The organism is Bacillus sp. JZ105 (assembly GCF_053903125.1).
The window spans coordinates 3,307,004-3,331,447 of the sequence record NZ_CP096387.1 but is presented as its reverse complement, the minus strand read 5'-3'; the positions used below and the strand labels follow the sequence as shown (position 1 = coordinate 3,331,447).

The window sequence follows — 24,444 nt, the reverse complement described above, 5'->3', positions numbered from 1 at the left end:
GGAAAGGGTTATGGTATGATGTCGTTACATGAAAAGGAGGCGTACCTGAATTGATTACATTGCAAATGGATCAGCTGTCACGAAAAGAGGCATATAAATTATTATCTGGTTCTATCGTTCCAAGACCGATAGCGTTTATTACAAGTCTGTCTAAAGAAGATGTTGTCAATGCCGCACCATTTAGTTTCTTTAATGTCATCAGCGGACACCCGCCGCTCATTGCGGTTTCTATCGGACGACGTGATGGTCAGATGAAAGATACTGCGCAGCATATCATTGACAGGGAAGAGTTTGTCGTCCATGTGAGTGATGAAGACATGATAGAAGATATTAATGAAACAGCTGCTACATTGCCTCGGGAAGAGAGTGAGCTGGATCGCACCGGACTTCATCAAGTAGAGAGTCATGTCATTTCAGTGCCGGGAATCAAGGAAGCGCGCATTCGTTTTGAATGTCAGCTGGAAAAACATCTGACCTTTCAAAATGATGAAGGGGAGATCACAGTTGATCATATCATTGGCCGGGTTGTATGTGCACATTTAGATGAGGGTGTTTATGATGCAGAAAAAGGCTATGTTTCTACTAATGAACTGAAACCAGTCGCTCGCCTAGCAGGTAATGATTATGCCCATTTAGGCACGTCATTTGTGCTGAAAAGACCACAGTAATAGAAAATACCCCCGAAGGAAATCGGGGGTTTTCTATTTATTTCTTCTGTTCTAGTTTGAGTGGAGCTGCGATGTTCTTTTGTACCTTTTTCCCTTTTAATACATCGTTTGCGGCACCGACTGCCAGTTGACCGATCAGCTCTGGCTGCTGCGCAACCGTTGCAGAGAGCTTTCCTGCTTTGATGGAGCTGAGTGCATCTTCGTTTCCGTCAAAGCCAACGACTAGAATGTCTTTCCCAGAGCTTTGAATCGCTTCTAGTGCGCCAAGTGCCATTTCATCATTGTGGGCAAAAACGGCTTTGATGTCAGGGTTTCCTTGAAGGAGGTTTTCCATGACATTCAGTCCTTTTGTCCGGTCGAAGTCAGCAGCTTGTTTTGCTGTCACTTTTAAATCTTTATCCGCTATTTGATGGAATCCTTTTCCACGCTCACGTGTAGCGGAAGCGCCTGGTACGCCTTCTAATTCCGCGACTTTTGCTCCTTTGCCAACCTTGTCGATGATAAATTTAGCTGCCATTTCACCGCCTTTGACGTTATCTGAGGCGACAAGTGCTTCTACCTTTCCACTTTCGGCTGAGCGGTCTAATGTGATGACAGGTATATCTGAAGCATTTGCTGATTCGACAGCGGTTGATATGGCAGATGAATCCGCTGGGTTGATGAGCAATGCGTCGACACCTTGCTGAATTAAATCTTCTACATCACTTGTTTGTTTAGCTGAATCATTTTGTGCATCTGCAATCACGACTTCAATGCCCAGCTTTTTCGCTTCTTTTGTCACACCGTTTTTCAGAGAAACGAAGAATGGGTTATTTAACGTCGAGATCGACAGCCCAATTTTGATGTCTTTTTTCTTGCCATCCTTTGATGACTTGGCCCACTCCGGCGGTTCAAGTGAGCAGGCAGAAAGCATGAACAATGAGAGAGTCAGGATGAGAATAAGATATTTTTTCATAGCGGCTGCCTCCTTAAGCAGATTTCTTTCTGTCTAATAGGACTGCAATCAAGATGACAATCCCTTTCACAACAGATTGATAGAATGATGAAACGCCAAGTAAGTTCATACCATTGTTCAGGACACCGATAATGAGCACCCCGATGAGTGTGCCGACAATTCGTCCTCTTCCGCCGGACAGGCTTGTCCCGCCAAGTACGACGGCAGCAATGGCATCAAGCTCATAGGACGTACCAGCTGTTGGCTGCGCAGAATTTAGGCGAGATGTTAAGATCGCACCTGCTAAGGCAGACATGAAGCCGGCTAATGAATAGATCATCATTTTCACGCGCGGTACTTTAATTCCTGAGATGAGAGCTGCTTTTTCATTCCCGCCGATGGCATATGTTCTTCTGCCGAAAGGTGTTTTATGAAGCAGTACCCAAAGTACGATAAAGGTGAAAAGCATCGTGATCGCTGGAACAGGGATACCTAAGAAATATCCGCGGCCGAATAACTGAAAGGCATAGTTAGAGCCAAGCCCAGTAATCGGGTTTCCGTCTGTATAAACGAGTGTCAAACCTCTGAAAATCGTCATCGTCGCGAGCGTTGCGATAAATGGAGCCATTTTTCCTTTTGTGATTAAAAGACCGTTGATCATCCCAAGAACGGCACCGATGATACAGCCGACGATAATGGCTAAAATCGGATCCATGCCAGAAACGATAAAGCCGGCAGTCAGGGCACTGGACAGTGCAAGAATGGCACCGACAGATAAATCAATACCTCCAGTTAAAATAACAAACGTCATGCCAAAGGCAATGAGGGCATTAATGGAGATTTGTCTCAGTAAGTTTAAGATGTTTAATGGCTCTAAAAAGGCCGGGTTTAAAATAGAAACAATGGCGACAAGGATGATGAGTCCTAAGAATGGCCCAAGCTTTTGCATGATGTGATCAAATCGTCCATTTGAAGTAAGTGGTTTCATGTTACTTCCCTCCTGTAGCTAGTGTCATAATTCGTTCCTGCGTTGCTTCTGTTTTGTCTAATTCTCCGCTGATGGTTCCTTCATGAATGACGAGCACTCGATCGCTCATCCCGAGTATCTCTGGGAGTTCAGAGGAGACCATCAAAATGGCAACGCCTCGATCGGTCAATTCATTCATTAACTGATAGATTTCCCGTTTCGCTCCGACGTCGACACCTCGTGTCGGTTCATCTAAAATCAAGACCTTCGGCTGTATGCCGATCCATTTGGCAATGACAACTTTTTGCTGATTTCCACCAGACAGGCTTCGGGCAGAGATGTCAGAGGAAGCCGTTTTAATCGTCAGTCGTTTGATGAGAAGGTCGACAAAATCTTGTTCAGTTTTCTTATCAATCAGTCCCTTTGGAGAGAAGCTTTTTAAGTTTGGCAGACCGATGTTTTCTCGGATGGAAGCATCAAGCATGAGCCCTTCATCCTTGCGATCCTCTGTGATAAAGCCGATACCGAGCTTGACGGCATCACTTGGTTTTTTAATCACAGCCTTTTTTCCATGAACCCAGATTTCTCCTTGGTCAAGAGGATCAAGACCAAACAGCGACCGCATCATTTCGGTCCGGCCAGCACCCATTAAGCCTGCAACACCGACAATTTCTCCAGCTTTAACTGAGAAGCTGATATCTTGAAATTGCCCTTTTCTCGCTGCTTGTTTCACCTCAAGGACAATGTCTCCTGTAGAAGGCGTTCGCTCAGGATATCGATCAGTCAATTCCCGGCCGACCATTTTTTTGACGACTTCATGGAAATTCGTTTCAGGTATGGCCTTCGTATCGACCGTTTTCCCATCACGCATGATCGTAATCCGGTCACAGATTGCAAAGATTTCCTCCATACGGTGAGAAATATAGACAATGGAAACGCCTTCTTTTTTGAGAGATTCAATGACCTGGAAGAGCTTCTCGATTTCCCGTTCCGTTAGAGCTGCTGTCGGCTCATCCATGATGATGACCTTTGCATCGGTCATTAATGCCTTTGCAATCTCAATCATCTGTTTTTGTCCAACAGAACAGCTGCCTGCCTCTTGTTCAAGTGAGAGATTCACAGACAAACGGGCCAGCTGCGTTTGGGCGAGGGTCTTCATTTTCTTAGTATCTAGCAGTCCGAGTTTCGTATAGATTTCTTTCCCGATGAATAGGTTCTCCAAGACGGTCATATCCGGCCATATGTTGAGCTCCTGATGAATGAAGGCGATGCCGTGCTGTTCCGCTTCCTTCGGATTTTTGAAAGCGGTTTCTCTTCCGTCGATTTGTATCGTTCCTTGATCTAAAGAATAAAGGCCTGTAAGCAGATTCATTAAAGTTGATTTCCCCGCACCATTTTCACCCATGAGTGCGTGGACTTCACCTGTGACGAGGTCAAAGGAGACCCCGGAGAGAACGGTGTTTTTTCCAAAAGCCTTATGGATGTTATGCATCTCTATGTTCATATCTGGCTCCTCCTTTTAAAAAATGACACCGGCATGTAGAATGCAGTTTGCGTATGGGGTGGCTTCACCGGTTCGAATGACTGCTTTTGCTTGTTTGGTCATGTCTTTGAACGTCTCGTGGTCTACTTCATGCAACGTTTTTGAGAACGCTTTCTTAAGAAACAAATGATCTCGTTCATTGGCTTCTTTGATTTCACTAGCTACAGTGATGTTTTCAACGGCCATTTCCTGAAGAAGGAGGGAGGTGACCTCCTGAAAGGATGGTGTACCGATCGATAACGCCAGGTCGATTTTGACTGGACCTTTTGGGATAGGGAGACCGCAGTCTGCGATGACGATTGTATCTGTGTGGCCAAGGTCAGCAAGCACCTTGGCGATATGGCTGTTTAGGATGCCGTTTTTTTTCATTTCTTTTTCTCCAATTCTTCTTTTGTTGGCATGCCGCCTTGTGCGCCAAACTTTGTGACGGACATTGATGCTGCAAGGTTGGCAAAGGCAAGTGCGTCATATAGAGATTTGCCTTCTGTTAGAGCGACAGCCAAGGCTCCGTTAAAGGTATCGCCAGCTCCTGTTGTATCGACTGCTTCGACAGGAATGCCTGGAACCAGCACTTCTTTCGTTCCATCAAAATATCGAACGCCATTTTTTCCTTCTGTGACTAGTAATTTGTTAGGGTATTGACGCAAGGCATCTTCAATTGACAGACCATCAAACATCAGAACAGCTTCATGTTCATTCGGTGTAATGTAAGCAGCCTGCTCTAAAACCTGCTTTGATACTTTGCGGGCTGGTGCAGGGTTTAAAATGACAGGGATTTCTTTTTCACTGCAAATAGCGCAGACCGCTTCGACCGTTTCTTCAGGTATTTCCTGCTGGATGAGAACCATCCCAATATCATCAAGTGTAGAAAGAGCATCATTTACATAGTGAGGAGTGACCTCATTATTTGCCCCTTTGACCACAACAATGCTGTTATCACCTTCTGCTAAAATGATATGAGCTGTGCCGCTCTCCATTTCGGTAACCGGTTTCATATATGAGGTGCGGACACCTTGTGCTTGTAAATTGCTGAGAATATCATGGCCATAAGCGTCATCACCAACTCGGCCGATCATATATACATCTGCACCGAGTCTGGCGCTTGCGACTGCCTGATTGGCACCTTTTCCGCCTGGGACCGTTTTAAACGATTCGCCTAAAACCGTTTCACCGGCATTTGGCCGTTTATCTGATGTGACGACTAAATCCATTGAACAGCTTCCTACTACAACAATATGACTCATTATGAATCCACCTTTCTTGTGGTCTCTCGTTCAATAAAAGAGACGGGCATTTGGATAACTGGTTGATCTATTGATTGTTTCTGAATCGCTTTGATTAACAGCTGTGCCGCTTCTTTTCCCATCTCATAGGCGGGCTGCCTTATGGTCGATAAGGAAGGGAAGAGCAGCTCACTTTGCGGAATATCATCAAATCCAATGATTTGAACGTCCTCTGGTATGGCTTTTCCGATCCGAAGTGCTTCATGGATGACCGCTGTTGCGACGATGTCATTACTGGCAATGATGCCATCTGTTTCAGGGTACAGCTGAAAAAGGGCCTTAGCACTTTTTCGGGCTTCTTGAAAGGAAAAGGAAGCATTAGACATCACATGAAAGTCGACACCTGTTTCGGTGAGAACATCGAGTGCGCCTTTGAATCGCTGCCGCGCTGTTTGCAGATGGGCAGGTCCTTTTAGCAGTGTGATCTGCCGGCTACCGCGTCTGATTAATTCCATTGCGGCCATTTGTCCGCCAGCTAGAGCATCTGCAAAAACAGAAGGTGCATGTGGAACCGTTCGATCTAAAAACACAACGGGCAGATCATCATCATTGTATATATCTGATTCAGGTTCATTTGTGACCGCGATGACACCGACTACTTGATTTTGTTTAAAGGTTTGTAAGTAAGCCATTTCCTTCTCTCGATCTTCATCACTGTTTCCGAATAATAACCGAAAACCGTGCGCATGAATCTCATCTTCAACGCCTCTAGCAAGCTGAGGAAAGAAGGGGTTTGTGATATCAGGCAAGATCAAGCCGATTAAGCGTGATTCTCTTTTGAAAAGGGATCTAGCCACTTCATTGGGAAAGTAGTTCAACTCCTGCATCGCTTGTGTCACGCGGGTTTTCGTATCTGAATGAACATATCCAGTATCATTGAGCACGCGTGAAACAGTGGCAACAGACACTTGTGCAGCTTTTGCGACATCTTTAATTGTAGCCAATGGAGAGCCTCCCTTCATGAATGTGTAACCGTTTACACACATAGATTATCACGATCGCATCGAAATGACAATCTAAAAAAAATAAAAAAGAAAAGAAAGATGGCTCCTTCCTTTTCTTTAACTAATAATACCTGTCTGTGTAATGTTCACTTTCACTTTTGGAATGATTTTCACCTTCGGATAATCGGTGACCCAGTTCATTTTCATATATTCATCATAGTGTTTTACCCGATATTTTCTGCCAAGGCTTAGGACGTCAGAATTTGCTTCTTGCAGGGCCGCAATGACTCTTTCGGCGTCTTTAGTCAAAATAGCTGACAGCCTTTTATTTAACATTTTAATTTTCTTGTCTGTATCTAAATTATCTTTCGGATATTCAATAACAGAGGTATTGAATTCAAACTCAAGAGAGAAGGTTACGTTTCGATGATCAGGATTGACGATTTTAATGTCTCTCTTTGTATCGGTAACTTGAATGCTGATGTAATTGTTCTCCTTTGATTTCATATCACTTCTTACTTTTTTTGTGAAGTTTGCATAACTGCCCATTTTGCCATCCATGATGGTGAGCAGAATGGCATCTTGCGCATAAAGTTCACCTTTCTTTTTCTCATTATCAAATAAGGCGACCCCCCTTATACTCGTTAACTTTTTTGATTGATCGTAGTAGAGTAATGGCAGTGTGAAATCCTCGCCGGTTTGCAGCATTTTGGACCGGATATTTTGAATGTTCTTAGGTGCAACTTGTGAGGAGCGTGATGCAGAAGTGATCAGGTTGTTTAAATAGTCGCTCACAATGAGTTTTTCCTTGAGCAGAGAATTGATTAAGTCCACACAGCTCCCCCCTTGCACCACCGCCATGTTAGCGAGCAAAGGGCTTTTGGGATCGCGATAAAACATATCTAAGTAAGGGAGCAGCCGGTTTTGGGCAAATTCATCACCGATCAGCAGCACCCTCATTTTCGACATATCAATTTTTTGGTCTACACTCCGGCTAAAGTTGCTTCTTGCTTTTCTTAAAGTAGGCGCATCGGTTGTGAGAACAGTGGTTAAATAGCTGCCAGAATTCCCTTGCTGCATACTTTGAGACTGCTGCACCTTTCGATAGGTAATCGAATATCTCGCATTGTCATCCTCTCCTTGATCAACAGCTGAAGTAAGTACGAGAGAGATGTCTTTTAATAGGTTTTGATCCCAGCACCCAGGCATGAAAATGAGAGAAACACACATAAGCAGCGTCAACATGTACTTATGATGCATGTGATTTCACCTTCTTTTTGCGGTGTTTGATCAAGACGATAATGGCCATCATGATCGGAAGTGTGTAAATAAATGAATATTGTGCAACGGTCGTAAAGTCATTAAAGCGCTGAATTCTAAAATTATCGGTTGAAAGATAACTGCTGGCAGCATAGATCAAAATGGCGAAATAGTAGACATATTTTTTGTGATTTTTTTTCTTTAAAATACTGGCCACACCATTTGCACAAAAGTACAGATAATTGCTGAGTGTGGCTAAAATGACGAAGCCCCAGATACTAAGAAAAATTAAATCGGTTCTTTCGATGACTCCAAAAGTAATGGTTTTTAATAAATACACAACAGGATTGGGAATCAAATCAAGCTCAGCCGGACTGAAAAACATAAAACAAATTAAGGTAATAAATAGATAGTAAAGGGTCGTGCATATATTTGAAATGGTCATGACTTTATATCGTTCCTTAATGGTTCCCTTCATCATCGGAGAGATCATCAGAATCATCTCAAATCCATTCATTGACAGTACCACATCCTTCAACCCAAGCGGAATTTGAGAAAGATCTGTTTTGAAAAAAGGCAAAAGGTAGTCAATATTGGTGCCTTTTAATGCATAGAACATCAAAAGAGAGAGGAAGAGTATAATGGGTGTCAAAATAAAATTAAACCTGACAACGGCTGTAATTTGCTCTTTTGCGATATAGATGATGCATATGACCAGTAATAGATTAATGACCCAGTTTGGTGTGAGCGGGAGCACCCAGATGCCAAGAATCCTAGTGAATATAGCTAGTACAACAATACAAACGGAGGCAAAGTAGAGTGCATAGAGCACGACCAAGGTGCGCCCAATCCATTTTCCAAAGACTTCAACCAGCGCATGGAAGAACGATGTCTCAGGATACTTGTAGATAATATAAAGAAAAATCGTATTGATGATTTGGATGAAAAAACACGCTAAAATAATCGCCATCCAGCCATCGTGCCCCATGTCTTTCATCAGCAAATGGGGGAGTGCTAAAATACCGACACCAATTTGAGATTGGACGATAAAACAGACAGCTTGAGGTGGAGAGAGTTTATTTTTCATTTTTCTTTGTCCACCCTCTCAGTTGTTCAACTTGTTTTTTCTTTTGCGGATTTAAATAAACAGGGCGGTTCTTGTACATCCACATTGGGAGACGAATCACCGTATCTTTTAAATCCTGCCAGTTAAATGGAGCAAGAGGTGATAAGTATGGCACCCCTAGTGATTCAAGGCGGCATAAATTCATGAGAATGAGAGTGAGTCCGAATGAGATGCCGATAAACCCAAACATTGATGCCATAAGCATGAGCGGGAAACGAAGCATCCTGATAGTGGCTGTCATTTCAAATGAAGGAAGTACAAACGAAGCAACAGCGGTTACAGCAACCACAATTACTAGGACATTCGAGATGAGCCCTGCTTGTACAACCGCATCCCCAATGACCAAACCACCTACGATTCCAATGGTTTGCCCGATTGGTTTAGGCAGACGCACCCCAGCCTCACGTATAAGTTCAATTGTGATTTCCATCAGCATGGCCTCTATCAATGGAGGAAAGGGAATGCCAATAATAGAGTTCTTCATCGTAATAGCTAGTTCATCTGGGACAACCTCATAATGAAACGCAATAACAGCAATATAGAAAGAGGGCAAGACAACCGCGATGAAGAAGGCAAGATAACGAAGAACACGAATAAACGTTGCAGGAATCCAGCGGCTGTTATAATCATCTGGCGACTGAAAAAAACTAAAAAAGGTCACAGGAAGAATGATGGCCATAGGACTCCCGTCCATCAGCACCACAATCCGACCTTCAAGAATGGCAGATCTCACCTTGTCGGGACGTTCTGTATCAATCAGCTGCGGGAAAATAGAAAATGAATCATCCTCAATTGCCTCAACGATAGAGCCAGGACTTATCAGTGTGTCTACTTTAATAGAAGAAATCCGTCTGTTGACTTCTTCGACCTTTTCTTGATTGGCAATATCAGATATATACACCGTTGCAAGCTTTGTTTCTGATTTTGTACCAATCTTATGATACTGAATGGCGAGCTTCCGATCATTTAAATGCGAACGCAGTAAGTAGATATTGGTATCAAGACTTTCAACAAAACCATCATGTGCACCCGTGATAATACTTTCAGAAGAAGGTTCTGTAATAGAGCGCAGCGGCGGCTGTCCGACAGCAAACAGCTTGATTTGCGAGGAGTTTTCATCAAGAAAGGCAATACTTCCCGCAATAATACTGTCTGTGATCAGCGTCAAGTCGCCTGTTTCAAGTGTGCTAAGAGATTTTATATAATTCTGCTTTCCAGGAGGACCTAACAAGTTGCCGATAATGAAATCATTTAATTTGCCTTCATCTATTCTTGTTTTAATAAAAAACAGCACAGATTTCGTTTCATTCACCATTAACTCTCGGTATTCAAAATCGCCGCTTTGCTGAAATGTTTTTTTGAGGATACGGATTTTTTCCTCAAAGCTGCCTGATAAAAAATGCAGGCGTGTCTGCTCATTGGTGTTTGGCATCTTTAGCCTCCTCTCACCGATTTTTAACCATAGTGTAAGCGGAGGAGCGGATTTTATTCGTCTCCTTTGGGGAAAGCATGACATAAGCTGACAACTTTCAACTAAATTCACATTAAAAATGTTAAGAAATGATGAATCTTGATAAAAACAAATGAATAATGTTTCATTGTTTAGGTCATAAGGTGCGAATCTCGTAAAGAGAAGGTATACCGAAATGATCAAATTTTTACATCTTATCCCAATTTTTCGTGACCTAAAAATAAGCAGATGACTTGATTTTTTTAGAGGTGACCTTTGTCATAGGTCAACACATAGCAATCTGACGAATGAGAATGACTTTCTAACCTGTTCGTTCAAAAATATAAAACATTCCAAAACACGCACTATTCATTTAAAGCGCTGATATGACTGATGTTATAGAGAAGAGCAGGTTTTAAAACATTGATTCAAAATACATCTTAATAATTGTCAAAAAATTTAGGGAGAAAAGGACAAAAGATTTTCGGATTATTGATGGTAACGCTTTCTCGTGAATTCAGCAGAAATTCAGACTGATTTTTGTCCGTCTTTTGGCCTTTTCATTTAAAGGAAGGATAGGCAAAAAAGCCTTTTGATTAGAGGAATTTGGCATACGAGGAAGTGAAAGATTATGTTACATAATACCGATTGTGATTTTATGCTGAACAGATATACTGTTGATTGAATTTACATATCACACTCATAAAAAAAGGAGATGTAGATAGCGATGTGGTTAATCGTTATAGCCTGTGTCATCATGTTAGGGATTGGCTTTATTGAAAAGAAGCGTCATCAGAAAAATATCGATGCCCTGCCGGTGCGCGTCAATATTAATGGTATTCGCGGAAAGTCTACCGTCACAAGATTGACAACCGGTATCTTAATGGAGGCAGGTTATAAAACTGTCGGTAAAACAACGGGAACGGATGCAAGAATGATTTATTGGGATACGCCAGAGGAGAAACCGATTAAAAGGAAACCGCAAGGACCGAATATCGGAGAGCAGAAAGAAGTTATGAGAGAAACAGTTGAAAGAGGAGCAAATGCCATCGTCAGTGAATGTATGGCGGTAAATCCAGATTACCAAATTATCTTTCAGGAAGAGCTGCTTCAAGCAAACATTGGCGTGATCGTAAACGTTCTTGAAGACCATATGGACGTTATGGGACCGACACTTGATGAAATAGCAGAAGCTTTTACAGCGACAATTCCTTACAATGGACACTTGGTTATTACGGATAGTGAATATACAGATTTCTTTAAAGAGATTGCGAAAAAACGCAATACAGAAGTCATTGTTGCAGATAATTCCAAGATTTCCGATGAGTTTTTGCGGAAATTTGAGTACATGGTTTTCCCAGATAATGCTTCACTGGCACTTGGTGTTGCCCAAGCATTAGGAATTGATGAAGATACGGCATTCAGAGGAATGTTAAATGCGCCGCCTGATCCAGGAGCGATGAGAATTCTTCCATTAATAGACGCGAAAACACCTGGACACTTTGTAAATGGATTTGCGGCAAATGACGCAGCATCTACATTGAATATTTGGAAGCGTGTGAAAGAAATTGGATATCCAACAGATGAACCGATTATTATTATGAACTGCCGTGCGGATCGAGTAGATAGAACGATCCAGTTTGCGGAGGATGTACTTCCCTATATTGAAGCAAGTGATCTTGTCTTAATTGGTGAAACAACTGATCCAATTGTGAAGGCATATGAGGAAGGGAAAATTCCGGCTGACCACTTACACAACCTTGAATATCAATCTACAGAAGAAATTATGAATATGCTTGAGAAGAAGCTTCATAATCGAGTGGTTTATGGAGTCGGCAATATCCATGGTGCCGCTGAACCGTTAATCGAAAAAATTCAAGAATACAAAATTAAGCAGCTTGTCAGCTAGGAGGAAATTTAGAAAATGTTCGGATCAGATCTTTATATCTCGTTAATTTTAGGTGTTCTACTTAGTTTAATCTTTGCAGAAAAAACAGGAATCGTACCAGCTGGACTTGTTGTCCCGGGTTATCTGGCGCTCGTATTTAACCAGCCAGTCTTCATTTTAATCGTCTTATCTGTCAGCTTGCTTACGTATGTGATCGTTCGCTTTGGCTTATCAAAATTCATGATTTTATACGGACGCAGAAAGTTTGCTGCGATGCTGATTACAGGGATTGCCTTAAAGCTGATATTTGATTTCTTCTATCCAGTGGTCCCATTTGAAATAGCAGAATTCCGCGGAATCGGAATCATCGTCCCTGGATTGATTGCAAATACGATTCAAAAGCAAGGTCTTACAATTACCCTTGGAAGCACGTTACTTCTAAGTGGTGCAACATTTGCCATCATGTATGTTTACTATCTATTTTAAGATAAGGTGTGTCCAATGATGAATAAAAAATTGAGCTTTCAGGAAAAACTGCTGAAAATCACAAAGAATCAAAAGAAAAAGACGAATAAACACGTACTAATTGCTTTACCGATCGTCATTGCTTGTACATTTCTATTTACGTTTATCGGGAAAGCACAAGTGCCAACTGTACAAAAGAATCCAGAAAACATCCTGACCGCTTCGTTTGTCGGTGACATTATGTTTGGAAGAAACGTAGAGAAAGTAACAGACCGCTATGGAAAAGAGCATCTCTTTCGTTATGCCAAGCCATATTTTGATGTGTCAGATTATGTGACAGGTAACTTTGAGCATCCTGTCGCATCAGATAAGGAACAGGCAGCCCAAAAGAATATTCATTTAAAAACAGATGAAGATTCTGTCCAAGCGTTGAAAGATTTAAATGTCTCTGTCTTAAACTTTGCGAATAACCATGCGGCAGACTATGGTGAAAAAGGGCTGAACAACACGATCAATGCCTTTGAACAAGCCGGCATGGATTATACGGGTGCAGGCCGTAACCTCCAAGATGCGAAGCAGAACATTTCGTACAAAGAAGTAAATGGTGTCAAAATTGCTACACTTGGTTTTACAGATGTGTATGGGAAAGATTTCAAAGCAACGAATCGCCAGGCGGGTATTCTGCCAGCCGATCCATCTATCTTTATTCCGATGATTTCGCAGGCTGCTGAAAAGGCAGATCTCGTCGTTGTTCATGCTCACTGGGGACAGGAGTACAACAATGAAGTAAACGACAGACAAAGAGAATTGGCAAGAGCGATGTCTAAGGCCGGAGCTGATATCATTATCGGTGCTCACCCGCACGTCCTTGAACCAATGGAAGTCTATAACGGAACAGCGATTTTCTATAGCCTAGGCAACTTTATTTTTGACCAAGGCTGGTCAAGAACACGTGATTCTGCACTTGTTCAGTATCATCTGAATGAAGATGGAAAAGCGACATTTGAAATTGTCCCAATGTACATCAAAGAAGCAACACCTGCTCCAGTAAAAGCAGGATCTCTAGAATCAAAAGCCATTATCCGTATGCTGACCAATGGAACGAATGCGGATTGGAAAGAAAAAGACGGACACATTTTCTTTGAAGTAGATCACGCTGATAAAGTTAAAAACTTAAAAGAAAACGGAGGGAAAAAGAAGAAATGAAATTCCTAAAAGCAAGCTGGCCGTTTGTTGCGTTAATTTTAGTCTTTGTCTTTATGTCTGCATTTAAATTTAGTGACAGTCTGACAGATCACGAAAAACAAAAGATTTCGGTGGAAATGCAGAAAATTGAACAGCAAAAGCAGTCAAAAGCGGAAGCAGGTAAATAACCTGAAAAGGATAAAGGGCACGCACATCGCGTGCTCTTTTTTTGTCGAAAAAGGGTGTAAAATGAAAGGTGTCATGCCGAAACTATGAAGATAGGAGGGAAAGGATCATGAAATGGAAAGGAATATTGATTGGAGGGTGTGTGCTTGTAGGGCTGATGTTCATGTCTCAAACAGCGGTATCTGCTCAAACACCATCTCTTTTGGAGCAAGCGGAAAAGCTGATTGGAACACCTTATTATAAAGGAGGAACCGATCCGAAAACGGGTTTTGATGCATCTGGGTTTATTCAATATGTGTACAAGACATCCGAAACATTTGATTTGCCGCGGAAGGTAATCGACCAATATCAGATTGGAGAAAAGGTATCATGGGATAAAGCGCAGCCCGGTGACCTTGTTTATTTCCGAAGCCTTGAAGAAACGAAGGATATCCCAACACATGTGGCGTTGTACGCTGGGAACAATCAGATCATCCACATCACGCTTAGTCAAGGTGTGGTGAAAACGGATGTCAGCAAAAGCAAATATTGGACTGATCGATTTTATGCGGTTAAACGCCTGCCCGGCACACAAGGAATTTCTGATGACCCGCTTGTGAAAGATGCGATGACCTATTTAGGAATTCCTTATGTATTTGGAGGAGCAGATCCAAAGACTGGATTCGACTGCTCAGGATTTTTACAGTATTTATTTGAAAAATCACTTGGAATCTATCTACCTCGAAGTGCTGAACAGCAGTGGATCGTTGGAGAAAAAGTGGCATTAGACGATATTCGCCCTGGGGATTTTGTCTTTTTTAGCAACACATATAAGCCCGGAATTTCTCATGTAGGTATGTATATTGGGGGCGACCGCTTTATTCATGCGAGCCGTTCTGAAAGTGTGACAATATCTTATTTGTCTGAATCGTATTGGCGCGAGAAATGGACAGGTGCGAAACGATTAACAGATCTAGAGCTTTCGAAAGAGGACCCTATCGTATCAAAAGCCGCTACGTATATTGGCGAAGTCCCTTATGTTAAAGGCGGTACGAACCCAAAGGAAGGATTTGATACAGCAGGGTTCACGCAGTACGTGTATCAAGAAGTGCTTGGCATTAAGCTGCCCCGCTATGCATCAGGTCAAGTCAAAGCAGGTACACCTGTGAAACGTTCTGAGCTTCAGCCGGGAGATCTTGTCTTCTTCAGCGGAACATCATTGATGCCGGCGATATATGCAGGATCCAATCAAGTCATTCATGTGACTGTTTCAAACGGTGTTGTTTTAACTAATATGAAAACAAGTACGTACTGGCAGGACAAATATGAAACGGCTGTCAGAATCAAAAAATAAAAAAAAAGCCCGAACAATACTTGTATCGGACTTCTGGACTTCTCTCTAGGCGCTGACTAGACAAGCGTCTTTTTTTCATGGAATTGATTTTGTAAAAGAAGATCAATAAAATAAGCGACACCATCTTCATGATTTCCTTTTGTGATGAAGGTGCTCTTTTCTTTAATGACATCCACCGCATTCCCCATTGCAATGCGGTGGCCTGCTTCTTCAAACATAGAAAGATCGTTTGGGCTGTCACCAATTGCATAAATATGTGAGCGGTCTACACCATAATGTGCTGCGAGCTTTTTCAGGGCATGTCCTTTTCCAGACTCTTTTGGCAGCACTTCAATAATATGTTTTCCAGACGAGGTCAATGAAAGCTCAGGCATGTCTGCCAAAAGATTTCGAGCTTCGTTCAGTTTGTTCATATCAAATGAGAAGCAGAGTAATTTATAGGTCGGTTCGTTCGACTCAAAAATTTCACGGATATCATCCACTGGTTTGATACCAAACTGTTTAAATTGCGTCATGGCCCCTTCCCAAAGATCAGCGAGATCCTCATTTGGGTTTGCGCTCTCGATCAAGTCAAATTCTGCTTTCAGCTTCTCTTTTCCATCAAAAGGAGAGAGAAGAGCATCATCTGTATAAACTTCAAAGTAAATGTTTCGTTCCACTAATGCCTTTGCGGCCCGCTTGCCCGCTTCTTGGTCCAGTGTGATTCGGCTGAAGAGCTCGTATCCTTCTGTATGGACAGTCCCGCCGTTTGCCGCAATAATGGGGATGTCTAAATCGCCAAGCAGCTCCTTTACATCAAAAGTTGCCCGCCCTGTACAGATGGTCACAATATATCCAGCATCCTTCGCACGAATCAATGCCTCGCGGTTTTGAGCGGATATTTCACTTTTTGTATTTAAGAGTGTACCGTCTAAATCAATCGCAATCATTTTTTTCATCGCTGTCAAATCCTCCTTCATTCATGCAATAACCTCTTCAAAGTATGTACGATTTCCTTCATTCTCATAAAAAGGATGGTTGATTCCTCTCTATCAAGGCTAAACAAAAATGAGTGAATGATCAAGGAAATAAGAAAAAGCGCCCATAGGGACGCTTCCAGCGTGTAGGCAAACCCTCGCATTCTTTGTCAGTCCTGCGCGCAGGTGCTCACGAATGTCAAATTCGCTCCGCAAAAGTAGCCGCCCTTCCTAGGGCTGCAAGGTTTTCTATCACGCTGAAAAGAAGACAAAGAGCTAAAATAAAGATCATTTTAGCCCTTCGTCAACAATCTGAAAGCGCCCCAAAGGGACGCTTCTATTTTGATAATTCAAGCTGCTTCTTCAATTCAGTTTTCACTTCGTTCAGCTGGTTTTGATCCAATTGGAAATAATAAACCCCGTTTGGCTGGTAATCAGTTCCTTTAAGCTGAATGGTGTCAACCGATTTCAATGAAGTCAGAAGCGGGAAAAGGCCGACTAACTGCTTCATAGAAAGGGTGGTTGACACATTATCACCAAGTGTATCAATGATATTGTCGTATGACGGAATAGATGTTAATGATTTTGATTTATTAAAAATGGCTTTTAACACTTCCATTTGTCTCTGTCCACGCATCAAGTCACTATCTGCTTTTCTCGTTCTCACATATGCGAGCGCTTGATCACCATCTAGTGTATGAGTTCCAGTTTGAAGCACAACCTTGCCTTTTGTATCCTTTTTAATCTGTTTCACAAGATACTCATCCTTGATGTTAATAGGAACACCGTTTAATTCGTTGACGATTTCTTTAAACGCTACGAAATTACTTTGGATGACAAAATCGACCGGAATATCTAGTAAATCTTCAACTGTGCTCACTGTTAAATCTGCACCGCCAAATGCGTGTGCGTGAGTGATTTTATCAAAACCGCGGCCTGGAATATTAACGTATGAGTCCCTAGGAATACTTAATAATTTCATGGTTTTATTTGTGCGGTTAATGGTTGCCAAAACCATTGCGTCGCTTCGTGCTTGTTTCACTGTTTCGCCCGGTCTGCTGTCAATTCCAAGCAGCAAGACAGAAAAGCTGTCTTTTCCTGGATCGAATGCTTCAATCCGTTTCACAGATTGTGCGCCGCGATCAAGAGATACTTGAGTCTTTTTAGCAGCATTTGTTACTTTATAGTAGGCATAGCCAGAAACAGAAGCGGTTGTCAGCAAAAGAATACCAAATATAAATAAAGTGACTTTCACCCATGGTTTTAAACGCTTTTTCACTTTGCGTTTACTTCGTGATTGATCCATATATTTTAAACCCTCGCTATGATTTTATAGTAAAGATATCCTTCTTTCTGCTTACAAACTAAATCAAATATACCTTAAAACGGGATATAGTGCGACATTTTTTTCACTAACGCTTAATTGACGTTTCCTTCTTATAAAAAGTTTCAAAGATACACAAATGAAATATATTTGTCATAAAACATCGAAATGTTTGAAATGACAGGAAGTGAGGAAAATGACTTTTCATAGAGTACAGAAACAAAAGTGGGGTTATGTATATGAAAAATCGGAATGGATGGCTTTATTTCTTCGGCGCCCTTGGCGGTGCTTTATATGGCTATGATACAGGTGTCATCTCTGGCGCCATCTTATTTATGAAAGAGGATTTAGGTTTAAATGCGTTTACAGAGGGGCTTGTCGTCAGCTCGATTTTAATCGGGGCGATGCTTGGTTCCTCACTTTCTGGAAAGCTGACAGACCAATTTGGGCGGAAAAAAGCCATCATCGCCGCAGCTATTTTGTTTATTATCGGCGGATTTGGTACAGCTCTTGCGCCGAATACAGAAGTGATGGTCTTATTCCGAATTGTACTAGGGCTTGCTGTCGGGTGCTCGACAACGATTGTTCCATTATATTTATCTGAACTTGCGCCAAAGGAATCACGAGGGGCACTGTCCTCTTTAAACCAGCTCATGATCACATTTGGTATTCTTCTTGCCTATATTGTGAACTACGCTTTAGCGGATGCAGAGGCATGGCGCTTGATGCTTGGAATTGCGGTTGTTCCTTCTGTTCTTTTATTATTCGGGATTTTGTTTATGCCGGAAAGTCCCCGCTGGCTGTTTGTCCACGGACAGGCTGACCGTGCGAAGGAGATATTATCTCAACTCAGAAAAAGTGAGCAAGAAGTGGAAGAAGAAATTTCAGATATTCAAAAGGCGGAAAGTGAAGAGAAAGGCGATTTTAAGGAATTATTTGAGCCATGGGTACGACCAGCATTGATTGCCGGTGTCGGACTTGCCTTCCTGCAGCAGTTTATCGGTACAAATACGATCATTTACTATGCACCAAAAACATTCACAAGTGTTGGCTTTGGGAATTCAGCGGCAATTTTAGGAACTGTCGGAATTGGAGCAGTGAATGTCATCATGACGTTTGTTGCCATTAAAATCATTGACCGTGTAGGGCGTAAAGCGCTGCTCCTATTTGGAAATGCAGGAATGGTCCTTAGTTTAATTGTCCTGTCAGTGGTCAACCGGTTTTTCGATGGATCAACAGCTGCAGGATGGACAACCGTTATTTGTTTAGGTCTCTTTATCGTCATCTTTGCTGTCAGCTGGGGGCCAGTTGTTTGGGTGATGCTCCCAGAGCTGTTCCCAGTACATGTCAGGGGAATCGGTACAGGTGTCTCCACCTTCCTTCTTCATACAGGAAATTTAATCATCTCGCTGACATTCCCAGCTTTATTAAGCGCGATTGGTATCAGTAATCTTTTCCTCATCTATGCGGTCATTGGCGTAGGCGCCTTCTTATTTGTGAAATACTTGGTGACCGAAACGAAGGGGAAAAGTCTTGAAGAAATCGAAGAAGATTTAAAAAAGAGAAATCGTGCCGTCGCAAGTGGCGAAGGAAAAACGGTATGAACAATGGCCAGCTGCTGTGTGCAGCTGGTTTTTCTATGTTAAACAAACGTTTAATCAAGAAAGGACATTCCCTCATCTTCTGAACGTGCTGCCTATCACATACATATGGAACAGGCGGGTGAAAGGTGGAAATGAGATGAAAGGGAAAACAAGCATTGTCATGCTGACGTACAATGAACTGCATTTGACGAAAAAATGTATCGATAGCATGAAACAGCATACGAATAGCGGCCAATATGAACTCATTATCGTCGATAATGCGTCAACTGACGGCACGAAGGAATATGTAAGAGAGCTGGATGATGTGATTTTCATTGATAATGAAGAGAATGAAGGTTTTGCAAAGGGATGTAATCAAGGGGCAAAAAAAGCTTCAGGAGACAGCATTCTCTTTTTAAATAATGACACGATCGTGACGGAAAATTGGCTGCCTCCATTAAAAGAGGCGCTATTCGCATCAGAACAGATTGGGATGGTGGGGCCCGTCTCTAATTATGTCAGCGGCCCTCAGATGGTCCAGCCATCGTATACAGATGTGAAGGAGCTCCCAGCCTTTGCTAAGGAGTATACGTCTAAGAGAAAAGGTCAGAGAACTTATGTGCACCGGCTCGTAGGGTTTTGCTTGCTCGTGAAAAGAAAGCTGATCGAGGATGTGGGGTTATTTGATGAGCGGTTCGTATATGGATCATTTGAGGATGACGATCTTTGCTTACGTTCATTACTAAAAGGATATCAGCTGCAAATTGTGCATGATTCCTTTGTGCATCATCATGGTCATGCAACGTTCCATGCAAACGAAGAAACGAACATCTCTACACTGTTTACTGAGAATCGACTTCGATTTTTAGATAAGTGGGGCATAGATCTAAATTTGATCACTCCTCATCCGTATTTTGCGGAATTACTTCCTGAGGACGCTGCACACGTGCTGGATGTTGGATGCGGCGCAGGGGCTACCGGGCTTGAACTAATGAATCGTCAGTCTGTACATATGTACGGGGTAGAGGCGGATGCGTTAAAAGCAGCGGTCGCAAAGGCGTATTACGAAGAAGTCATCGAGGCAAATGCGGATGAATACCCATGGTCAGAGAAAGAGGCCTTTTTTGATGCGGTCATTTTTTCTGATGTTTTAGAGCATGTGTCAGATCCTTGGCACATCATTGAGCAAGCCCACGCCTCTTTAAAGCCAGGCGGTGTTATCATTTGCTGTTTGCCTAACATGATGCATGCAGAGGTGCTTCTTCCTTTGATGACAGGGGATTTTACGTATCAAGATGTAGGAATTTTAGACCGAACCCATATACGGTTCTTCACACCAAACACGATGCGTGCGCTTTTCCCAGACTCATTGTTTGAACGTGTGATCGAGCAGCGGATCAATGTGCAGATTGATCAAAACGTCCAATTGTTTTTTGACGAGGTGGCAAGAATAGGCGCATCACTTGGCTTTCAAACAAAAGCGTTGTCTGATCAAGTGACGCTATACCAGCTTCTAATCGTTGCATGTAAAAAAAGCGGCTCTCCTGAGAGATAGCCGCCCTTTGGCATTACCACTTGAAGCTTTTTGTTGCGCCTTCTGCACCAAAGTTCAAGATGCTCACTTTGATGTCATACGTTATGTCTGCTTCTTGAAATAGTTTGTCCCATTCATCACGATGCTGATCCCAATATTCTGGATACTTAATACGAAACTGCCGGCTTAAAAAAATAGGATCAACACCTACTTCATGTTGCATACGACTGATCGTTTTTTGTATGCGCTCTTTAATTTTACGAGAAAAAACCTTCTCAAATCGTTTGATGTACTGTTCATCGTATGAGTTTTCAGGGGGATATTGATCCTCTGACAATTTTCCATTTGTTTGTATGCTAATTTTAAAGGAAACCTTTCCATCTTTCAGGTAGGGTTCAATCTTGGTTTTGGCTTTCTTAATTTCATACGTAATCGGAAAGCCTTTGTAGGTGGCGGGTACAACACCGCCTGAGATCCGATTCATTACCCAGTTTAAATATTGGACATCCTTCGCAGAGATGAAACCGATCAGCTTTCTTGTTTTTCCGTGAATGATACCTGCCCCATCATAAATAAGTTCACCGTTTACCGCATCTACACTTTGCACAAGGAAGCTAACACCCATTTGAAAATAATCAGACGCCCGGCCAATACGAGTTGGCAGTGCGATCTTTCCGTTAAAGCTTCGATTTTTAGATGTTTCGAAGATATGTTCAACCGGGATCTTTTGCTGCGATTTCAGTTTTTGGTTAATAATTTTTGAAGCATCTCCTCGTGACACGAGGAGATAGCTGCTGCGCCGAACCTCATCATCTCGAATAAAATGATTGAGTGTTCCTTGAATATCGTGATGCTCCGCTTGGTTTCTGCCAAATAAAAAGATTTTCAGGTGATCACTATAGATCGGCGGATCCTTCAAGGCGACATTACTGACAGCCTCCAGCACATTTTTTCCCTTCGAGACGACATTCACATAGCCGGGAGAATCGGCTTCTTGTGATCCGCCCGTTTTCGGTACAAGGTTTTGATAGGTCAGCTTAACCCCATTCTCGTCTTCCTCATCTATGCCAACACCGCGTACAAACGATAGTTTTTCAATATCCTTTAAGTCCCAGCAGCCTGCTGAAAAAAGGAAAAGGCAGCAGGAAAAAAAGAATAACAGCATACGCCTTCCTCTCATGCAGAACGACCTCCCCATTTTTTACGTATTATCAGCAGGATAGCTGTAATAAAAGGAATGGCTAAAATCACGAACAATGCGTAGCCGAGTAAAGTAGAGTAGTAAAAGACTTCATTGATATTTTTAGGGAAAAGTGAGAGAGCTGATGTAATCAAAAATAGCAGCCATAGCAGTCTCGTTAAATTGGTTGTTTTAAAAACGGTGAAGCAGCCTTTAATCGCAAACTGGAAAAAGCCCAGCATACAAATGAACTGCTGGCACGTCCAAATTGTCAGTAAGAAAATATCAAATCGTTCGATAAACACCCCTTCAAGTTCAAGCGCTTGAATGAGGGAAACTGTCGGCCAGGTGAGAGATTTCGTTTCACCAACGGTCATGGAGCCAATCACTACAAAAAGCGTGAGGGAGTATACAAGAGAAGTAATCCCTACCCCGATCGCAGCAGCCCATTTTGCTTTCGACCATTTATCTTTATAGATGAGCGGTACAATAAACAAAATCACTTCAAAGCCTGTAAATTGAATAAAGGTTTGAGAGAACAGCTTACTAAAATCTTTAAAACCATGCGCCATCACAGGACGCAAATAATCAAAATCAAATATTTTCAAACAAAACAGCATGAGGGCTATGTATATGACCATCGTGATTGGATAAATATAGGTCACCATTTTGACGACTGGAAAGATACCGCTTTTCAAATGATAGATCGCTACAAGTAGAAAAATCATCACAATCACTGCCATGGGAGTCGATTGCAGAAGAAAAAACTGAACCACTTCGCCGAGAACACGTGCCTCAAAGCCGACAATGCCTAGTAAATAGGCGATTAGCATTAAATTAAAGATCGTGCCAAAGAATGCCCCTGCTCCTTTTGTATTTGACTCAAAAATGGTGTCTGGTGCATTCTTTTCGGCAATCCAGCCCAACAAAAAAGCAACGAAAGCAAAGATGACTCCCTGTATTAATATAATGATCCAGCCATCAGGGAATCCTGAATTGGCAGAACTGCGTGGAATGGTTAAAATTCCAGCGCCTATCATTGTAGAGCTGCATAGAATGGTGACTTGTAACAATGATAGCTTTTCAGGTCTGTACATCGTTTAATCTCCTTGTCTTTTGAGATTTTTTATTTTTGCTGTTTTCGGTCTGGATTTAAATAGCCCGATTGGTAAACGAACGTACGTATCCTTTAAATCTGAAAACGGTGAAGACAATACCGGTGTGAAATAGTCGAAACCAAAGGTCTTTAACTGCATCAAGTGACAAAGCACAAATAAATAACACATGATTAAGCCGTATAATCCAAACAATGCTGAACTAAAAATGGCCATAAACCGTAAAATACGCAGTGGGAAACTAAAGTCATATGACGGTGCCGTGAAATCAGCCAGTGCGGTCAGCGATACAATAATCACCATTAAGGCACTGACGATATTGGCTTGGACAGCTGCCTGACCAATAATCACGCCGCCAATGAGCCCAATTGTCTGTCCGATGGCTCTTGGAAGCCGTAGCCCAGCTTCCCGCAGCAGCTCTATCGTAAAAGACATGAGAATGGCTTCGACAACAGGAGGGAAGGGAACATTCTGCCTGCTGCCTGCGATGGTGAGTGCCATTCTTGTCGGTAATAAACCGGGATGATAAGAGACAAGTGCAATGTAAAGCCCGGGTAAAAAAATCGTGAGCAGCACGGCAATATAACGAAGTAAACGCAAAAGAGTTGCACTTGTCCACCTCTGATAATAATCCTCCGGAGATTGCATCAAAGCTGTAAGTGTCATAGGTAAAATAAGAGCAAAAGGAGTCCCATCGAGCAAAATCGAGACTTTTCCTTCAAGCACAGATGCAATCACCCGGTCAGGACGTTCTGTGTTTTGAATCTGTGGAAAAATAGAAATGTGACTGTCCTCAATCAACTGTTCAATATAGCCGGTTTCAGGGATGTCATCCATTTTGATTTCCATCATGCGTGATAGAACATCTTCTACTAGTTTAGGATCAGCAATATCGCGAACATACACAAGAGCAGCGGATTTTTTATTGCGAGTACCTATACTCACCTTTTGAATCACAAGATGAGGGTCGTTTGCCCGTTCACGGAGTAAAGCCGTGTTTTTTTCAAGGTTTTCAATAAATCCAATCCGCGGTCCTCTTACAAGAACTTCAGATTGCGGCTCTTCTACTTCTCTAAATTGAAAAAGATTCGTATGAAGCGCAAGCGCTTGATCCGTTCCATCTACAAATAAAATAGCCTTGCCGCTATATAACTGCTCGATGGCAAGGTTCATATCATCAAGCACATCATTTTGAATGCCAAAGAACGTTTTTGAAAGGGAGGGAAGTGTAGTAGAACCCACCTCTGTGATGTCGATTTCCTTTTGCATTGGTGAAATGATTTGCTTAGAAAGCATCTCAAATTCTGTGAGTCCTTCAACGTACACGAGACATGCAGAAATAGTGGAAGGACCAAATGAAAAAGAGTGAAACACGATATCATCACTTCTTCCGGCAAAGCTTTTGACACGCTTAATGACGGACGCTATATCTTGTTCAATACGACTTTTCATAATACCTCACCCTCATCACATGTTTTTTATAGAGTGACTCGGAAGGTGGAGAATTATGCAAATAGAAA

Annotated in this window: 22 protein-coding genes; 8 read left to right on the top strand and 14 right to left on the bottom strand. The window is 42.2% G+C overall.

The genetic code is table 11. The features are described 5' to 3' along the window. The first annotated feature begins 50 nt into the window (after positions 1–50). On the top strand, positions 51–668 hold the full coding sequence (locus M1D81_RS17145) for a flavin reductase family protein (protein ID WP_024423680.1): 618 nt from the start codon (positions 51–53) through the stop codon (positions 666–668). Positions 669–705: 37 nt separating this feature from the next. Here M1D81_RS17145 and rbsB read toward each other — a convergent pair whose 3' ends face one another. From rbsB to M1D81_RS17100, 9 genes are all read right to left on the bottom strand, one after another. Then, positions 706–1,623: a ribose ABC transporter substrate-binding protein RbsB gene (gene rbsB, locus M1D81_RS17140; protein WP_024423679.1), complete on the bottom strand. Its 918-nt coding sequence runs from the start codon at positions 1,621–1,623 to the stop codon at positions 706–708. Positions 1,624–1,636: 13 nt separating this feature from the next. Further along, positions 1,637–2,590, bottom strand: a complete 954-nt coding sequence (gene rbsC / locus M1D81_RS17135; RefSeq protein ID WP_456266233.1) for a ribose ABC transporter permease RbsC — start codon at positions 2,588–2,590, stop codon at positions 1,637–1,639. A gap of 1 nt (position 2,591) precedes the next feature. After that, positions 2,592–4,073 (bottom strand): sugar ABC transporter ATP-binding protein, encoded by a 1,482-nt coding sequence (locus M1D81_RS17130; RefSeq protein WP_456266234.1) that lies wholly within the window; start codon positions 4,071–4,073, stop codon positions 2,592–2,594. Positions 4,074–4,088: 15 nt separating this feature from the next. Beyond that, a complete protein-coding gene (gene rbsD, locus M1D81_RS17125) occupies positions 4,089–4,481 on the bottom strand; it encodes a D-ribose pyranase (RefSeq protein WP_456266235.1) in 393 nt (130 codons plus the stop codon). Beyond that, positions 4,478–5,356, bottom strand: a complete 879-nt coding sequence (gene rbsK, locus M1D81_RS17120; RefSeq protein WP_456266236.1) for a ribokinase — start codon at positions 5,354–5,356, stop codon at positions 4,478–4,480. Before rbsK ends, rbsD begins: the two co-directional genes overlap by 4 nt. After that, positions 5,356–6,339, bottom strand: a complete 984-nt coding sequence (locus M1D81_RS17115; RefSeq protein WP_456266237.1) for a LacI family DNA-binding transcriptional regulator — start codon at positions 6,337–6,339, stop codon at positions 5,356–5,358. Before M1D81_RS17115 ends, rbsK begins: the two co-directional genes overlap by 1 nt. Positions 6,340–6,456: 117 nt before the next feature. After that, entirely contained in the window at positions 6,457–7,599 is a 1,143-nt protein-coding gene (locus tag M1D81_RS17110; RefSeq protein ID WP_456266238.1) for a Ger(x)C family spore germination protein, read from the bottom strand. After that, on the bottom strand, positions 7,589–8,686 hold the full coding sequence (locus tag M1D81_RS17105; RefSeq protein WP_456266239.1) for a GerAB/ArcD/ProY family transporter: 1,098 nt from the start codon (positions 8,684–8,686) through the stop codon (positions 7,589–7,591). The genes M1D81_RS17110 and M1D81_RS17105 overlap by 11 nt, the downstream gene beginning before the upstream one ends. Continuing rightward, a complete protein-coding gene (locus tag M1D81_RS17100; protein ID WP_456266240.1) occupies positions 8,676–10,157 on the bottom strand; it encodes a spore germination protein in 1,482 nt (493 codons plus the stop codon). Before M1D81_RS17100 ends, M1D81_RS17105 begins: the two co-directional genes overlap by 11 nt. A 745-nt stretch (positions 10,158–10,902) precedes the next feature. Between M1D81_RS17100 and pgsB the strand changes: the two genes are divergently transcribed. The 5 genes from pgsB (at position 10,903) to M1D81_RS17075 (ending at position 15,232) form a co-directional block, all read left to right on the top strand. Beyond that, complete coding sequence (gene pgsB / locus M1D81_RS17095; RefSeq protein WP_456266241.1) at positions 10,903–12,084, top strand: poly-gamma-glutamate synthase PgsB; 1,182 nt, start codon at positions 10,903–10,905, stop codon at positions 12,082–12,084. Positions 12,085–12,099: 15 nt separating this feature from the next. Then, a complete protein-coding gene (pgsC, locus tag M1D81_RS17090) occupies positions 12,100–12,549 on the top strand; it encodes a poly-gamma-glutamate biosynthesis protein PgsC (protein WP_024426301.1) in 450 nt (149 codons plus the stop codon). Between the two features lie 18 nt (positions 12,550–12,567). Then, entirely contained in the window at positions 12,568–13,734 is a 1,167-nt protein-coding gene (locus M1D81_RS17085) for a CapA family protein (protein WP_456266242.1), read from the top strand. Continuing rightward, positions 13,731–13,901 carry a hypothetical protein gene (locus M1D81_RS17080; protein WP_087976066.1) on the top strand — a complete coding sequence of 57 codons (171 nt, stop codon included), beginning with the start codon at positions 13,731–13,733 and terminating at the stop codon, positions 13,899–13,901. The genes M1D81_RS17085 and M1D81_RS17080 overlap by 4 nt, the downstream gene beginning before the upstream one ends. A 107-nt stretch (positions 13,902–14,008) precedes the next feature. Next, entirely contained in the window at positions 14,009–15,232 is a 1,224-nt protein-coding gene (locus tag M1D81_RS17075; protein ID WP_456266243.1) for a C40 family peptidase, read from the top strand. A 56-nt stretch (positions 15,233–15,288) separates the two neighbouring features. Here M1D81_RS17075 and M1D81_RS17070 read toward each other — a convergent pair whose 3' ends face one another. Together M1D81_RS17070 and M1D81_RS17065 are read right to left on the bottom strand one after the other, a co-directional pair. Next, positions 15,289–16,170, bottom strand: coding sequence for a Cof-type HAD-IIB family hydrolase (locus M1D81_RS17070; RefSeq protein ID WP_456266244.1), 882 nt, complete (start codon positions 16,168–16,170; stop codon positions 15,289–15,291). 355 nt (positions 16,171–16,525) lie between these two features. Next, positions 16,526–17,494 (bottom strand): LCP family protein, encoded by a 969-nt coding sequence (locus M1D81_RS17065; RefSeq protein ID WP_456266245.1) that lies wholly within the window; start codon positions 17,492–17,494, stop codon positions 16,526–16,528. A 257-nt stretch (positions 17,495–17,751) separates the two neighbouring features. Here M1D81_RS17065 and M1D81_RS17060 point away from each other — a divergent pair, with 257 nt between their 5' ends. After that, positions 17,752–19,116: a sugar porter family MFS transporter gene (locus M1D81_RS17060; RefSeq protein ID WP_456266246.1), complete on the top strand. Its 1,365-nt coding sequence runs from the start codon at positions 17,752–17,754 to the stop codon at positions 19,114–19,116. Positions 19,117–19,252: 136 nt separating this feature from the next. Beyond that, positions 19,253–20,650, top strand: coding sequence for a glycosyltransferase (locus M1D81_RS17055; protein WP_456266247.1), 1,398 nt, complete (start codon positions 19,253–19,255; stop codon positions 20,648–20,650). A 13-nt stretch (positions 20,651–20,663) separates the two neighbouring features. Here M1D81_RS17055 and M1D81_RS17050 read toward each other — a convergent pair whose 3' ends face one another. The 3 genes from M1D81_RS17050 to M1D81_RS17040 are packed head-to-tail and all read right to left on the bottom strand — an operon-like array spanning position 20,664 to position 24,376. Next, complete coding sequence (locus M1D81_RS17050; RefSeq protein WP_456266248.1) at positions 20,664–21,809, bottom strand: Ger(x)C family spore germination protein; 1,146 nt, start codon at positions 21,807–21,809, stop codon at positions 20,664–20,666. After that, positions 21,806–22,906: a GerAB/ArcD/ProY family transporter gene (locus tag M1D81_RS17045; protein ID WP_456266249.1), complete on the bottom strand. Its 1,101-nt coding sequence runs from the start codon at positions 22,904–22,906 to the stop codon at positions 21,806–21,808. Before M1D81_RS17045 ends, M1D81_RS17050 begins: the two co-directional genes overlap by 4 nt. 3 nt (positions 22,907–22,909) lie before the next feature. After that, positions 22,910–24,376, bottom strand: coding sequence for a spore germination protein (locus M1D81_RS17040; RefSeq protein WP_456266250.1), 1,467 nt, complete (start codon positions 24,374–24,376; stop codon positions 22,910–22,912). Positions 24,377–24,444 lie beyond the last annotated feature (68 nt).

Bases quoted from the DNA above. Each gene is read 5' to 3' on its own strand.
- M1D81_RS17070 (WP_456266244.1), bottom strand. From the start codon at position 16,170: ATGAAAAAAATGATTGCGATTGATTTAGACGGTACACTCTTAAATACA.
- M1D81_RS17060 (WP_456266246.1), top strand. From the start codon at position 17,752: ATGAAAAATCGGAATGGATGGCTTTATTTCTTCGGCGCCCTTGGCGGT.
- M1D81_RS17045 (WP_456266249.1), bottom strand. From the start codon at position 22,906: ATGTACAGACCTGAAAAGCTATCATTGTTACAAGTCACCATTCTATGC.
- M1D81_RS17065 (WP_456266245.1), bottom strand. From the start codon at position 17,494: ATGGATCAATCACGAAGTAAACGCAAAGTGAAAAAGCGTTTAAAACCA.
- rbsC (WP_456266233.1), bottom strand. From the start codon at position 2,590: ATGAAACCACTTACTTCAAATGGACGATTTGATCACATCATGCAAAAG.
- M1D81_RS17130 (WP_456266234.1), bottom strand. From the start codon at position 4,073: ATGAACATAGAGATGCATAACATCCATAAGGCTTTTGGAAAAAACACC.
- pgsB (WP_456266241.1), top strand. From the start codon at position 10,903: ATGTGGTTAATCGTTATAGCCTGTGTCATCATGTTAGGGATTGGCTTT.
- M1D81_RS17080 (WP_087976066.1), top strand. From the start codon at position 13,731: ATGAAATTCCTAAAAGCAAGCTGGCCGTTTGTTGCGTTAATTTTAGTC.
- rbsD (WP_456266235.1), bottom strand. From the start codon at position 4,481: ATGAAAAAAAACGGCATCCTAAACAGCCATATCGCCAAGGTGCTTGCT.
- rbsB (WP_024423679.1), bottom strand. From the start codon at position 1,623: ATGAAAAAATATCTTATTCTCATCCTGACTCTCTCATTGTTCATGCTT.
- M1D81_RS17075 (WP_456266243.1), top strand. From the start codon at position 14,009: ATGAAATGGAAAGGAATATTGATTGGAGGGTGTGTGCTTGTAGGGCTG.
- M1D81_RS17055 (WP_456266247.1), top strand. From the start codon at position 19,253: ATGAAAGGGAAAACAAGCATTGTCATGCTGACGTACAATGAACTGCAT.
- pgsC (WP_024426301.1), top strand. From the start codon at position 12,100: ATGTTCGGATCAGATCTTTATATCTCGTTAATTTTAGGTGTTCTACTT.
- M1D81_RS17105 (WP_456266239.1), bottom strand. From the start codon at position 8,686: ATGAAAAATAAACTCTCTCCACCTCAAGCTGTCTGTTTTATCGTCCAA.
- M1D81_RS17085 (WP_456266242.1), top strand. From the start codon at position 12,568: ATGAATAAAAAATTGAGCTTTCAGGAAAAACTGCTGAAAATCACAAAG.
- M1D81_RS17050 (WP_456266248.1), bottom strand. From the start codon at position 21,809: ATGAGAGGAAGGCGTATGCTGTTATTCTTTTTTTCCTGCTGCCTTTTC.
- M1D81_RS17040 (WP_456266250.1), bottom strand. From the start codon at position 24,376: ATGAAAAGTCGTATTGAACAAGATATAGCGTCCGTCATTAAGCGTGTC.
- rbsK (WP_456266236.1), bottom strand. From the start codon at position 5,356: ATGAGTCATATTGTTGTAGTAGGAAGCTGTTCAATGGATTTAGTCGTC.
- M1D81_RS17100 (WP_456266240.1), bottom strand. From the start codon at position 10,157: ATGCCAAACACCAATGAGCAGACACGCCTGCATTTTTTATCAGGCAGC.
- M1D81_RS17110 (WP_456266238.1), bottom strand. From the start codon at position 7,599: ATGCATCATAAGTACATGTTGACGCTGCTTATGTGTGTTTCTCTCATT.